Origin of the sequence: Pseudarthrobacter sp. PvP004 (assembly GCF_017876035.1) — a bacterium.
GTDB classification, from domain to species: domain Bacteria; phylum Actinomycetota; class Actinomycetes; order Actinomycetales; family Micrococcaceae; genus Arthrobacter; species Arthrobacter aurescens_A.
This window is the reverse complement of the sequence record NZ_JAGINL010000001.1, coordinates 771,834-784,824: the sequence shown is the minus strand read 5'-3', so window position 1 is coordinate 784,824 and position 12,991 is coordinate 771,834. Positions and strand designations below refer to the sequence as shown.

13 protein-coding genes are annotated in these 12,991 nt (G+C 61.9%); 10 read left to right on the top strand and 3 right to left on the bottom strand.

From position 1 onward, the window contains the following. Positions 1-148 precede the first annotated feature (148 nt). Both J3A64_RS03535 and J3A64_RS03530 read left to right on the top strand, forming a co-directional pair. Entirely contained in the window at positions 149-3,937 is a 3,789-nt protein-coding gene (locus tag J3A64_RS03535; RefSeq protein WP_014922201.1) for a multifunctional oxoglutarate decarboxylase/oxoglutarate dehydrogenase thiamine pyrophosphate-binding subunit/dihydrolipoyllysine-residue succinyltransferase subunit, read from the top strand. Positions 3,938-4,027: 90 nt separating this feature from the next. After that, positions 4,028-4,675 carry a GDSL-type esterase/lipase family protein gene (locus J3A64_RS03530; RefSeq protein ID WP_011775296.1) on the top strand — a complete coding sequence of 216 codons (648 nt, stop codon included), beginning with the start codon at positions 4,028-4,030 and terminating at the stop codon, positions 4,673-4,675. Here the strand turns inward: J3A64_RS03530 and J3A64_RS23590 are convergent. After that, positions 4,653-4,859, bottom strand: a complete 207-nt coding sequence (locus tag J3A64_RS23590) for a hypothetical protein (RefSeq protein ID WP_238324325.1) — start codon at positions 4,857-4,859, stop codon at positions 4,653-4,655. The genes J3A64_RS03530 and J3A64_RS23590 overlap by 23 nt on opposite strands. 7 nt (positions 4,860-4,866) lie before the next feature. Between J3A64_RS23590 and J3A64_RS03525 the strand changes: the two genes are divergently transcribed. The 4 genes from J3A64_RS03525 (at position 4,867) to J3A64_RS24060 (ending at position 7,721) form a co-directional block, all read left to right on the top strand. Continuing rightward, entirely contained in the window at positions 4,867-5,967 is a 1,101-nt protein-coding gene (locus tag J3A64_RS03525; RefSeq protein ID WP_286176155.1) for a serine hydrolase, read from the top strand. Between the two features lie 103 nt (positions 5,968-6,070). Further along, positions 6,071-6,919, top strand: a complete 849-nt coding sequence (locus J3A64_RS03520; RefSeq protein WP_014922204.1) for a DUF4097 family beta strand repeat-containing protein — start codon at positions 6,071-6,073, stop codon at positions 6,917-6,919. Next, positions 6,919-7,533: a PadR family transcriptional regulator gene (locus J3A64_RS03515; protein ID WP_011775299.1), complete on the top strand. Its 615-nt coding sequence runs from the start codon at positions 6,919-6,921 to the stop codon at positions 7,531-7,533. Before J3A64_RS03520 ends, J3A64_RS03515 begins: the two co-directional genes overlap by 1 nt. Before the next feature lie 113 nt (positions 7,534-7,646). Beyond that, positions 7,647-7,721 (top strand): 50S ribosomal protein bL37, encoded by a 75-nt coding sequence (locus J3A64_RS24060; protein ID WP_369299106.1) that lies wholly within the window; start codon positions 7,647-7,649, stop codon positions 7,719-7,721. Between the two features lie 130 nt (positions 7,722-7,851). On the opposite strand, the gene rsrA is transcribed toward J3A64_RS24060, so the two are convergent. Both rsrA and J3A64_RS03505 read right to left on the bottom strand, forming a co-directional pair. Then, complete coding sequence (rsrA, locus tag J3A64_RS03510) at positions 7,852-8,112, bottom strand: mycothiol system anti-sigma-R factor (RefSeq protein ID WP_011775300.1); 261 nt, start codon at positions 8,110-8,112, stop codon at positions 7,852-7,854. Then, positions 8,109-8,906: a sigma-70 family RNA polymerase sigma factor gene (locus tag J3A64_RS03505; RefSeq protein WP_011775301.1), complete on the bottom strand. Its 798-nt coding sequence runs from the start codon at positions 8,904-8,906 to the stop codon at positions 8,109-8,111. The genes rsrA and J3A64_RS03505 overlap by 4 nt, the downstream gene beginning before the upstream one ends. A gap of 181 nt (positions 8,907-9,087) precedes the next feature. Between J3A64_RS03505 and J3A64_RS03500 the strand changes: the two genes are divergently transcribed. From J3A64_RS03500 to hisN, 4 genes are read left to right on the top strand one after another with little or no spacing between them, the layout of a single operon-like run. Beyond that, positions 9,088-9,603: a DoxX family membrane protein gene (locus J3A64_RS03500; protein ID WP_210063638.1), complete on the top strand. Its 516-nt coding sequence runs from the start codon at positions 9,088-9,090 to the stop codon at positions 9,601-9,603. Between the two features lie 6 nt (positions 9,604-9,609). Continuing rightward, entirely contained in the window at positions 9,610-10,980 is a 1,371-nt protein-coding gene (gene aroA, locus J3A64_RS03495) for a 3-phosphoshikimate 1-carboxyvinyltransferase (RefSeq protein ID WP_043470431.1), read from the top strand. Between the two features lie 2 nt (positions 10,981-10,982). Continuing rightward, on the top strand, positions 10,983-12,098 hold the full coding sequence (locus tag J3A64_RS03490) for a ribosome small subunit-dependent GTPase A (RefSeq protein WP_011775304.1): 1,116 nt from the start codon (positions 10,983-10,985) through the stop codon (positions 12,096-12,098). A 55-nt stretch (positions 12,099-12,153) separates the two neighbouring features. Then, positions 12,154-12,966, top strand: a complete 813-nt coding sequence (gene hisN, locus J3A64_RS03485; RefSeq protein ID WP_011775305.1) for a histidinol-phosphatase — start codon at positions 12,154-12,156, stop codon at positions 12,964-12,966. Positions 12,967-12,991 lie beyond the last annotated feature (25 nt).

Sequence of the window (12,991 nt, the reverse complement as noted above, 5' to 3'; positions counted from 1 at the left end):
ATTTAGGTCACCACTATTGGCAGTTAACCAACGATCCTAACTAGACTGACATGGGTCTGAGTTCGCGGGACCCGGACCCTGGCCCACCGTTGTGGAGAGCATCTGTGGCCAGCGGGAAAACAACACTCATGGAAGAGGCGTATTTCAAGTGCCAGAGCAGCCCAGCCACCGTCTACCAGAGGAATTTGGCGGAAACGAGTGGCTCGTTGACGAACTGTACGAGCGGTACCAACAGGACAAGAATTCGGTCGACGCCAAATGGTGGCCACTCTTCGAGTCCTTTGCTTCCGGTGACGGCACTTCTTCCAACGGATCCTCCGCAGCCGCATCGGCTGCCAATCCCCCTACCCAAGTACTTCCCGTGGTAGCTCCGGCAGCACCGGCACCGACGCCGGCCGCTCCCGCCGCTGCCCCGGAGGCTGCACCGGCGGCGCCCGCCCCGGCGAAAAAGGCACCCGCCACGGTTGCCCGGGACGGAGCAAAGAAGCCCGCCGCCGGCACCACGGCCCAGCCCATTCCGGCACAGCTCCCCAAGAGCACCAAGGCTCCTACAGCACCTGAGGAAGACGTCGTTTCAGTCCTCCGCGGTCCTGCCAAGGCTATTGCCACCAACATGGTGACCAGCCTTGAAGTGCCCACTGCCACGAGCGTCCGGGCAGTTCCTGCCAAGCTGCTCATCGATAACCGAGTGGTCATCAACTCCAACCTTGCCCGCGCCCGCGGTGGCAAGGTGTCGTTCACGCACCTCATCGGATATGCGGTTGTCCGCGCGCTCTCCCAGTTCCCGTCGATGAACGTCTACTACGACGAGATCGACGGAAAGCCGAGCGCCGTTCAGCCCGCCCACGTCAACTTCGGCATCGCCATTGACATGCCCAAGCCCGATGGCACCCGCCTCCTGATGGTTCCGAACATCAAGAAGGCCGAGACCATGGACTTCGCCGAGTTCTGGCACACCTACGAGGACCTCATCAAGCGCGCCCGCAACGGCAAGCTGACCGCTGACGACCACGCAGGTACTACGGTCTCCCTCACCAACCCCGGTGGAATCGGTACGGTCCACTCGGTACCGCGCCTTTCCAAGGGCCAGGCGGCCATCATCGGCGTCGGCGCCCTTGACTACCCTGCTGAGTTCCAGGGCGCGAGCGAGAAGATCATCGCTCAGAACGCCATCAGCAAGATCCTCACCCTGACCTCCACCTATGACCACCGCGTCATCCAGGGCGCAGGCAGCGGCGAGTTCCTCAAGCTTGTCCACCAGCTCCTCCTCGGTGCGCAGAACTTCTACGACGAAATCTTCGAAGCCCTGCGCATTCCGTACGAGCCCGTGCGCTGGAGCCCGGACCTCCAGGTTGATCCTGCAGACGAGATCAACAAGGTAGCCCGCATCCAGCAGCTGATCCACTCCTACCGCGTGCGTGGCCACCTCATGGCCGACACCGATCCTTTGGAGTACGTACAGCGCAAGCACCCTGACCTGGACGTCCTCACCTATGGCCTGACCCTCTGGGACCTGGACCGCGAATGGCCTACCGGCGGGTTCGGTGGCAAGCCGCAGCTCAAGTTCCGAGACATCCTCGGCGTGCTCCGCGACGCCTACTGCCGCACCACGGGCATCGAGTACATGCACATCCAGGAGCCGGCAGAACGCAAGTGGTTCCAGGACCAGTTGGAGCACCCATACTCCAAGCCGAGCCGTGAAGAGCAGTTGCGCATCGTCTCCAAGCTCAACGCTGCAGAGGCTTTCGAAACCTTCCTGCAGACTAAGTTCGTTGGCCAGAAGCGCTTCTCCCTTGAGGGTGGCGAGTCGCTGATTCCGCTGCTCGACGCCGTCATTTCCGACGCAGCCGACGACGGCTTGGACGAAGTTGCCATCGGCATGGCCCACCGTGGCCGCCTTAACGTGCTGACCAACATCGCAGGCAAGACCTACGCACAGGTCTTCCGCGAATTCGAGGGCACCCAGGACCCCCGCTCGGTCCAGGGCTCCGGTGACGTCAAGTACCACCTCGGCACGGAGGGTACTTTCACCTCGGACAACGGCAAGCAGACCAAGGTCTACCTCGCCGCCAACCCGTCCCACCTGGAAGCTGTTGACTCCGTCCTCGAAGGCATCGTCCGCGCCAAGCAGGACCGTCTGGACCAGGGCGAGTCCTTCCCTGTCCTGCCCATCATGGTCCACGGTGACGCAGCCTTCGCAGGCCAGGGTGTTGTGGCTGAAACCCTCAACCTCTCCCAGCTGCGTGGCTACCGCACCGGCGGTACCATCCACGTGATCGTCAACAACCAGGTTGGCTTCACCACCGCGCCGTCGTCATCGCGCTCGTCCACGTACTCCACGGACGTTGCCAAGATGATCCAGGCACCGGTGTTCCACGTGAACGGCGACGACCCCGAAGCCGTGGTGCGCGTTGCGCAGCTCGCCTACGAGTTCCGTCAGCGTTTCCACAAGGACGTTGTCATCGACATGGTCTGCTACCGCCGTCGCGGCCACAACGAAGGCGACGACCCCTCGATGACCCAGCCGCTCATGTACAACCTGATCGAAGCCAAGCGCTCCGTTCGCAAGTTGTACACCGAGTCGCTCATCGGCCGCGGAGACATTACCGAGGAAGAAGCTGAGCAGCTGCTCCGCGACTACCAGGAGCGCCTTGAGCGCGTCTTCGCTGAGACGCACGCTGCACAGACTTCACCGATCCCGATCATCACGGCGGACTCCGCTGCTGTCTCGGACATCGAGCGTCCCATTGCGCAGCAGGCTGACTTCGGGACCAACTCCCCTGCCTCCACGGCGATTTCCGCCGAAACCCTTGCCCGCATCGGCAAGGCGCACCTGGAAATTCCGGATGGCTTCACCGTTCACTCCAAGCTCAAGCAGCTCCTTGAGAAGCGTGAGCAGATGTCCCGTGAAGGCGGCATCGACTGGGGCTTCGGCGAGATCGCAGCCTTTGGCTCCCTGATCATGGAAGGCGTACCCGTACGCCTGGCTGGCCAGGACTCCCGCCGCGGAACGTTCGTCCAGCGTCACGCCGTGTTCCACGACCGCGCCAACGGCAACGAATGGCTGCCACTGGGCAACCTTTCCGACGACCAAGCCAAGTTGTGGATCTACGACTCCCTGTTGTCCGAATACGCGGCCATGGGCTTCGAATACGGCTACTCGGTGGAGCGTCCGGATGCCTTGGTCCTCTGGGAGGCCCAGTTCGGTGACTTCGTCAACGGCGCCCAAACCATCATTGACGAGTTCATTTCCTCGGCTGAACAGAAGTGGGGCCAGCGCTCCTCGCTGGTTCTCATGCTGCCGCATGGTTACGAAGGCCAGGGTCCGGACCACTCGTCGGCACGCATCGAGCGCTTCCTGCAGATGTGCGCCGAGGACAACATGATCGTGGCCAACCCCACCACGGCCGCCTCGCACTTCCACCTGTTGCGCCGCCAGGCTTACAGCCGTCCGCGGAAGCCGTTGATCATCTTCACACCCAAGCAGCTGCTCCGCCTCAAGGGTGCGGCTTCGGCCGTGGAAGACTTCACCACCGGCGGCTTCAAGCCGGTCATTGCTGATCCGGAAGTACAGCCTGCCAATGTGGACCGCGTCATCCTGGTCTCAGGCCGTTTGTACTACGACCTCCTGTCCAACCGTCAGAAGTCCGGCGACACTTCGACTGCGATCATCCGCGTAGAGCAGCTGTACCCGCTGCCCAAGGCTGAGATTGACGCCGAACTCGCCAAGTACCCGAACGCTGACATCGTTTGGGCACAGGACGAGCCCGCCAACCAGGGTCCGTGGCCGTTCATGGGCCTGAACCTGGCACCGGAGCTTGATCGCAAGCTTCGTCTCGTGTCGCGTCCGGCTTCGGCATCCACCGCTGCCGGTTCCATGAAGCGCCACGCTGCTGAACAGGATGCCCTGATCAAGCAGGCGTTCGAACGCAAGTAAACGAAACTGCCCGGCCTGAGGAGCGATGAGCGCGCCTCAGGCCGGGCAGTTCTGTTTAATGGGACAGGTACCCGGTTCCCAAACCGGCCGATGATTCGGAAACCGTGCAAGGACCGTAACGAGTGTGAAGAGGTAACCGTGGAAGACAGGAAGCTGCGCATCGCAGCTGTAGGAGATGAACTGCTCGCGGGTCTGGGGGATCCCCGCGCATTGGGTTGGCTCGGAAGAGTCCTGGCCCGCACGCCCCAGGACTCCGTTGTGGTGGAAAGTTTCCCGCTCCCCTGCCCCATGGAAGGCACTGAGGGCCTCGCCGCCCGCTGGCAGGACGAGGCCGGCAGGCGCTTCAGCGACACGCATGAGAATCGATTGGTGATCGGTCTTTCGGGGCGCGACCTCGAATTTGGCCTGTCCACGGCGCGCAGCCGTTTGAATCTTGCCAACATCCTGGACGGCGCTTCACACAGCAGCGTGGAAGTCTTTGTGGTGGGCCCGCCCCCCACGCTTGATCCCGCCCGCAACAAGCGGCTTGCTGAACTGAACACTGCCTTCGCTGATGTCACCACGCGACGAAACCACCACTACGTTGACACGTTCTCCCCCTTGCTCAATCATGAGCAGTGGAGGACCGACCTCGCAGCCAATGGGGGAACACCGGGCCAGGCCGGCTACGGATTAATTGCGTGGCTTGTCCTGCACCGCGGCTGGTTCCAGTGGCTTAATATCGCACAACCGGAGTAGCCATGACACGGATCGTGAAGGTTTCTGTCAGAGCACCATTCACCGCGGCCATTGTTGCCGCAGTGGTAGCCACAGTTTCCTGCAGTTCCGGTCCGCCCTCTCCTTCAGCGACGTCGCCAACAGCCACGCCCACGGCTTCGTCATCAACGATTTCGTCATCAACATCCTCGCCATCAACGGCCACGGCTGCGTTGCAGCCATTCGACGCCGGAACCCTGCGCGCCGACTTCGAGCGGACCGCGAAGGAAGTCCTTGTCCCTGGGGCGGTGATGTTGTTGGTGACCCCCGAAGGGACCCTCACGGCTTCTTACGGCACTGGTGTCCGCGACGCCCAGCGCGCAGTATCCACCGAGGACCATATCCGGGTGGGCTCCGTCACCAAGACCTGGACCACAACAGCCATTCTGCAGATGGTCCAGGAGGGCAAGCTTTCCTTGGACGATCCGGTGTCCCGGCACCGGCCCGACGTTCCCAACGGGGACAACATCACTATCGATCAGCTGCTGACCATGCGGAGCGGGCTGTTCAACTACACGGAAACCCTCGAGCTCAATTCGGCCATGGACACGGACCCGCAAAGGGCTTGGCAACCGGACGAACTTCTAGCCCTGGCCTACAAACACCCACCGTACTTTGCGCCTGGCCAGAGTTTCCATTACTCCAACACCAACACGGTCCTGCTGGGCCTCATCGCCGAAAAGATCGCCGGGAAACCGTTGGGGCAACTGTTCAAGGAACGCATCTTTGAGCCGCTGGGCATGACGGGAACAGTGTTCCCCGACATCGCGTCGAACAGTATTCCCGAACCCCATCCCCAGGGCTACTTCTTCGGGGACAACGTCCTGACCATGACGAATCCCGCACTCCCGGAGGCCATGCAGCAGGAAGCCAACGCCGGCACGCTCGCACCCAACGACGTCACTGACGTCAATCCATCGTGGGCTTGGGCAGCGGGTTCGGGGATCTCCACGGCCACTGATCTGAAGACTCTTGGGGAGGCCCTTGTCAACGGAAAGCTCCTGAACGCTGAACTGCAACAAAAGCGGCTTGAGACCGTCACGCCCACGAACCCGGACGACCCGCGCAGTGCCTCGTATGGTTTGGGGATCGCGAAGTTCGGTAATCTCTACGGCCACACCGGAGAACTTCCAGGCTTCAACACCTTCATGGGCAGCGATCCTGCGAATTCCGTCACGTTGGTGGTGTGGACCAATTTGGCGCCCGCTGCCGACGGCCGCGATCCCGCGGTAATCATCGCCCGCTCGCTCATCGGCAAGATTTACAGGTCATAGCCCTGACCTGCCGTCCGGCATTAGTCAACAAACCATTGCCTCCTGGCTAGACGCGATATATCGTGTTTTCTATCAACGCGATATATCGCAACTTGGAGGGATCATGTCTGACGAACTATGGACCGTGACGGGCCCGCAAACCATTGATGTGGAGAATGTCCGCTCTCTCAAACTGGGCATTGTCAAAGGCCGCTTTGACGTGGTGACGCACGACGAGCCATTTGTCCGCATCGAGATCAGCGAGATTACGGGCGACCCTCTGACGGTCACGCTTGTTGACGGAAGGCTGGAAGTACGCCACCAACTCCAAGGACCGCAGGGCTGGTTCCGCAACCTGATGGGTACCGTCAACAACACCAGCAGCAACTCGGTGATCGTCGGCATTGCGCTACCATCCGGCGTCGACGTTGAGGCGGGTACCGTGAGCGGTGACGGCATGGTCTCGGGAATCAGCGGCCGCACTCGTCTGAACACGGTCTCCGGTTCGGTCCTTGCCGACAGCACCAGCGGCGAATTACACGTCAATACAGTCAGTGGCGAGGTCATCGCCAGAAACCACGACGGCGTCCTGACCGCCAAGAGCGTCTCAGGCGAAGTCACCGCTTCAGGCAAGTTCAAGAACGTCCGTGCGAGCACCGTGAGCGGCGACCTCAGCTTTGACCTGCAGGACTACACCAACGACCTCGGGGCCAATTCCGTCTCCGGAGACCTGACTATCCGGCTGCCACATGATGTCGGCCTGGACATCGTGGCGAAGTCGGCCAGCGGTACCGTGGTGATCGACGACCAGATGTACGCCCAGCCCGGCAGCAACGTTCACACCATTGTGGGCCCGGACGAAAAACTGATGCTGGTTCGGACCAACACGATGTCCGGGAAGACCTACATCATGCACGGATCGGCGCCCACACCGGAAAACGGCCACCCGGCCCCCGGGGAATCGGGCCTCTGATGCCCCCGGTTTTTGCGCACGGCGCCCTGCGACTGTACCTGCTTGCCTTGCTCGAGACAGGTCCGAAGCACGGCTATGAGCTGATCAAGGAGTTGGGCGAGCGATTCGGCGGCACCTACTCCCCCAGCGCCGGAACCATCTACCCGCGTTTGGGAAAGCTGGAGGAGGAAGGCCTCGTTGCCACGGAGGCCGAAGGGCGTCGCACCAAGTACCTCATCACTGATGCCGGCCGCGCTGAGCTGGACAGCCGCCGGCAGGAGCTTGCCGATGTAGAGGACACAATTTCGGCCTCCGTCAGGCGGCTCGCCGACAATCTGCGGGAGGACATCCGAACCAATATGCGCGGCTTGCGGGCAGATCTCGCAGCCACCGCCGAGGCCGCCCGCACCAGCGCTTCTTCGGCTGCTTTTCGGAGCAGGACAGCGGGCTACACTCCTGAAGGTCAGCGCATCCTCAAGGAAGCGGAACTATTGGTCCAGTCCTTCAGGGACGACATTCGTGTCGAATTGCGCCAGCACGGCGCCGCTCATCCGCTGACTCCCATTGCGCTTGAAACCGTGCGCACTGTATTGGACCAGGCCCGCATCTCGATCAGGAACTCGCTGCGAAACTGACTAACGGGCTGCTCCGAGGGAGCACGACACCCGCCCGGTTCGCGGCGCAGCGCTCTGATGTGCGAAACTGGAGGGCAGCTTTATTGAGTATCAATCCTTGAAGGAGGCCAGCTATGAGCAAGCGTGCACGTAAGCGTCGTGACCGTAAGCGCGGCGGCGCGAACCACGGCAAGCGTCCCAACACCTAAGCCATCGGCTTAGCGTCACAGGCTTAAAAGCGAAGGACCCGGAAACCATGCGGTTTCCGGGTCCTTCGCAGTTAAGAGCTGGAGAAGTTGCACCCTGTGAAGGGATCAACTCTGGAGCGCCGGAGTTGTATCAGGCGTCCACGGCTTTGATGGAGTGAATCCTGTCAAGAATCGAGTTCTTGAGGTTTTCCGGCGCAGATTCAGTGCATGAGCGCTTGACCATGGTGCGGATGAGGCATTCAAGGTCGTACTGCTCGGCACATTCCTCGCAGGTGTCCAGGTGCTGCTTGATCTCAGTGAGGTCCTCGCGGGTCAACGCACCGTCGAGGTACTCGTAGATCCGCTGCATTCGCGTATCGTCGCAATCGCCCAATCCCTGGCAGTCGCTCATTTCTCTTTCTCCTGATTGTTGCTTCCGGCCGCGGCCTGATCATCGGTTTGGGCCCTGAAGCCCCGTTCGGCGGCATAGTCCGCCAGCATGTCCCGCAGCATCTTCCTGCCGCGGTGCAACCGTGACATGACCGTGCCGATCGGGGTGTTCATGATTTCTGAAATTTGCTTGTAGGCGTACCCTTCAACATCCGCGAAGTAGACCGCCAGCCGGAATTCCTCAGGAATTGACTGCAAAGCGTTCTTCACGTCGGAGTCAGGGAGGTGGTCCAGAGCCTCAGTCTCAGCGGACCGTAAGCCCGCGGAGGTATGCGACTCCGCCTTGGCCAACTGCCAATCCTCGATCGTGTCCGAGTTGGACTGCAGAGGCTCACGCTGCCGCTTCCGATAGAGATTGATGTACGTGTTGGTCAGGATGCGGTACAGCCAGGCCTTAAGGTTGGTACCCGGCTTGTACTGGTGAAAGGCCGAAAACGCCTTGGTGTAAGCCTCTTGGACCAGATCTTCGGCATCGGAGGGGTTGCGCGCCATCCGCATGGCTGCCGAATACAGTTGATCCACGTACTGCATCGCGTCGCGCTCGAAGCGTTCCCGCCGCTGTTCAGGAGTCTCCGTAGCAGGATCGACGTCGGGTGCAACAGCTGCGTCGTCGTCCGCGTCGGCTGCCTGGTACATGGCCGCTGCGGCCGGTTCAATGGTGCTCATCGTTGCCAAGTCTACTGTCAGCGTGGGTGAATCCGGCTGCGCACCAAACCCAACCTCCGGTAGAACCATGCGGTCCTTCACCAAAGTCAAAAAACCAACTCCGTTCAGCGAGGCGGCATCACCATGCCGCGGTCCGGTCTCCGCCGCACCTGAAACTCACAACGGCTGCCGCTGGGTAAATATTCCGCAAAAGTGCAAGACTAGAGCAGACTGCACCCCTTGAGCACAACACTCATCGAACTAATGTGGCAAGCCATCCAGGAGGCAAGACATGTCTGTTATCCGTTTTCTCGCACGTCCCATGCTCGCGTCCAGCTTCGTCGTCGCAGGGCTGGACAAGCTCAGGAACGCGGACGACACTGCGAAGCAACTCTCACCCGTCCTTCGCCGCGCCTCGGAATCCCTGCCCTTCAAAGCTGACGAAAAGACGCTCGCGCGCGTCATCGGCGGTGCACAGCTGGGCGCCGGAGCTTTGCTCGGGCTCGGCAAACTCTCCCGCTTCGCCGCCACGGTCCTCGCTATCACGTCGGCCTTGAACTCCTATGTCGAGTGGCGTTCGGCCGATATCAGCACGAAGGAAGGCCGGAGCGCCCGCAAGGCCCAGTTGCTGAAGAACATTTCCCTCACGGGCGGCGTGCTTCTTGCCTCAGTTGATACAGAAGGCCGTCCGAGCATTGCCTGGCGGGCAGAACACTTGGCGGCCGATGCCAAAAAAGTGACAGGCAAGCAGATCAAGCGCGCAGACAAAGCAGTTCGCAAAGCCGTAGACAACGCAGTTGGAGCATAAGGAAGCATGACAGGCACCACCCCCGCTAACACCGAATCAACAAAAGCCGCCACCACGCTCCCCTTGTGGCCGGCCCCTCATGCCAAGGGGCCCGTGGACGCAACGGTGACGGTCCCCGGTTCAAAGTCCCTGACAAACCGGTTCCTGGTGTTGGCGGCTTTGGCGGATGGTCCCTCACGGTTGAGGGCTCCCCTTCATTCCCGCGACTCCGCACTGATGATCCAAGCCCTCCGGCAGTTGGGTGCAACCGTCACCGAAGTACCCGGTGACGGCCACTTCGGACCGGACCTGGAAATTACACCCATGGATCCGGCTGCGTCGGGCGCGGAGACGGCAATCGACTGCGGACTGGCCGGAACCGTCATGCGGTTCGTTCCCCCGTTGGCGGCACTGCGTAACGGCGTTACAGTCTTCGACGGCGACCCCCACGCACGCAACAGACCCATGGGAACCATCATCGAAGCCTTGATCGCCCTCGGCGTTCCGGTGGCAGCGGACGGCGGCAGGACGCCGTCGTCCCTTCCCTTCGCTGTGGACGGTACCGGCGAGGTCCGGGGCGGCCATCTGGTGATTGACGCCAGCGCATCGTCCCAGTTCGTTTCCGCGTTGCTGCTGGTGGGTGCCCGCTTCGTTGAGGGCCTGCATCTGGAGCACGTGGGCAAGCCCGTTCCCAGCTTGGACCACATCACCATGACCGTGGAGGTCCTCCGCAGCGTGGGCGTGGTCGTGGACGATTCCGTACCCAACCACTGGCGGGTCTCCCCTGGCCGCATCCGGGCTTTTGACCAGCGTATCGAACAAGACCTCTCCAACGCAGGGCCTTTCCTCGCCGCCGCGCTGGCCACGCGTGGCACCGTCCGCATTCCCAATTGGCCTGCCGGCACCACACAAGTGGGCGACCAGTGGCGCACCATCCTGACCGCCTTAGGAGCAGAGGTGACCTTCCAGGACGGAACGCTGACAGTGACTGGCGGCGCCGAAATTAAGGGAGCCGACTTCGACGAAACCAGCGAGCTGGCACCTACTGTTGCCGCGCTGTGCGCGTTGGCCACCGGGACCTCCCGGTTAACCGGCATTGCCCACCTCCGCGGGCACGAAACTGACCGGCTTGCCGCCCTTGTAGCCGAGATCAACGGCCTCGGAGGCGATGCGGAAGAGACCGCCGATGGCTTGGTGATCCGGCCGGCGACCCTTCACGGGGGCGTGGTCCACAGCTATGCCGACCACCGCATGGCTACTGCCGGCGCGATCCTTGGTCTCGCCGTCGAAGGCGTACAGGTTGAGGACATCGCCACGACGTCCAAGACCATGCCGGAATTCCCACAGATGTGGGCGGCCATGCTGCAGCCAACCGATGCCGATGAGGCCAGTAACTGATCATGGGCCGTGACGCACGTTCCTGGGACGAATCCGACGTCCGGATCCGTCCCAGCAAAAAAGGATCCAGGCCCCGCACCAAGGATCGCCCCAGCCACGACGACGCCGTGATAGGCAGGATCATCACCGTGGACCGCGGGCGCTACAGGGCTATTGTGGGCGAAGATTCCGCACATGAGCGCATCGTGATTGCAGCCCGCGCCCGTGAACTGCGGCGCAATCCCGTTGTCCCTGGCGACTTCGTCGCTTTGGTGGGTGACGTCTCCGGGTCCCCCGACACTCTGGCGCGCCTGGTGCGGGTGGAAGAGCGGAAGACGCTCCTTCGCCGCAGCGCTGATGATACGGACCCCATCGAACGAGTGGTTGTAGCCAATGCCGATCAGCTCGTTGTGGTTGTTGCGGCGGCCAACCCGGAACCACGTACCGGATTTATTGACCGTGCTTTGGTTGCAGCATACGACGCCGGCATCGAGCCGTTGCTGCTTATCACCAAGGCGGACGTCAAGGATCCGGCGGAGCTCCTTGCCAATTACCTGAGCTTGGACTTTCCCGTGATCATCAGCCGTACGGCTGACTCCGAGGCCGGCGGCATCGATGCCCGCTCGGATGATGGACTCTCAGCCCGGCTGGACAAGGACGCCGTCTCCCAGCTCCGCTCACATCTGGGTGGCAAAGTCACCGTCATGCTCGGCCACTCAGGTGTAGGCAAATCCACCATGGTCAATGCACTGACGGGGGCAGAGCGCGCGACTGGCGGCGTCAACGCGGTGACGGGCCGTGGCCGGCACACGTCATCCTCGGCTTTGGCGCTGAAGCTGGACGATGCACCGTCCGGCAGCTGGATCATCGATACTCCCGGCATACGCTCCTTCGGCTTGGCGCATGTGGACCCGGACCGGATCCTCCATTCCTTCCCGGACCTTGAGCCCGGCACGGAAACCTGCGACCGCGGCTGCAAGCACGGTGCCACCGCCACCAATTGCGGGCTTGATGCATGGGTGAACGATGGCCATGCAGGCCCATCAGGAGTGGCGCGGCTGGCCTCCCTGCGCCGCTTGCTGGGTGCAGACCCACGACTCGAAGCGAAAGAGACCAAGGAACTGGGCACCGTCAACTGATCGTTACCGGCTTCACGTCCCCAATGAGGCGAACGATTCAGGATAGTTTGGTGGCATGACCCATCCCGTTTCCACGTACAACGATGACCTGCGCCTTGCCCATGTCCTCGCTGACTCAGTCGATGCCCAGACCATGGATCGCTTCAAAGCGCTGGACCTCAAGATCGAAACCAAGCCCGACCTCACGCCTGTCACTGACGCTGACAAGGCCGCTGAGGAAGCAATCCGCGGTCAGCTGTCCCGCTCGCGCCCACGTGATGCGGTCCTGGGCGAGGAGTTCGGCAGCAGCGGCCACGGCTCGCGCCGCTGGATCATCGACCCCATCGACGGAACCAAGAACTTCGTCCGGGGTGTTCCGGTGTGGGCAACGTTGATCGCCCTCGTGGACGAAGGCGAACCCGTCGTGGGCGTCGTGAGCGCCCCCGCGTTGGGCAAACGCTGGTGGGCTGCCAAGGACATGGGTGCCTACATGGGGCGGTCCCTCGCCTCGGCCACTCGCCTCAAAGTTTCCAACGTCTCCAGCCTGGCAGACGCCTCCATGTCCTACTCAAGCCTTTCGGGCTGGAAGGAAAGGGGCAACCTTGACGAGTTCCTGGACCTCACCGAAGACGTCTGGCGCACGCGTGCCTATGGTGACTTCTGGTCGTACTGTCTCGTGGCCGAGGGCGCAGTGGACATCGCCTGCGAGCCTGAGCTGAACCTTTATGACATGGCAGCACTCGTCCCCATCGTCACTGAGGCCGGCGGCCGTTTCACGTCCCTGGAAGGCGAAGACGGTCCTTTCGGCGGCAATGCACTGGCTACCAACTCGATCCTTCACTCCGAGGTCCTCAAGCGGCTCAACCCCGGCCTGGACGACCTTCTCTAAACTTTTCATCGCCTTGTCTAACCAG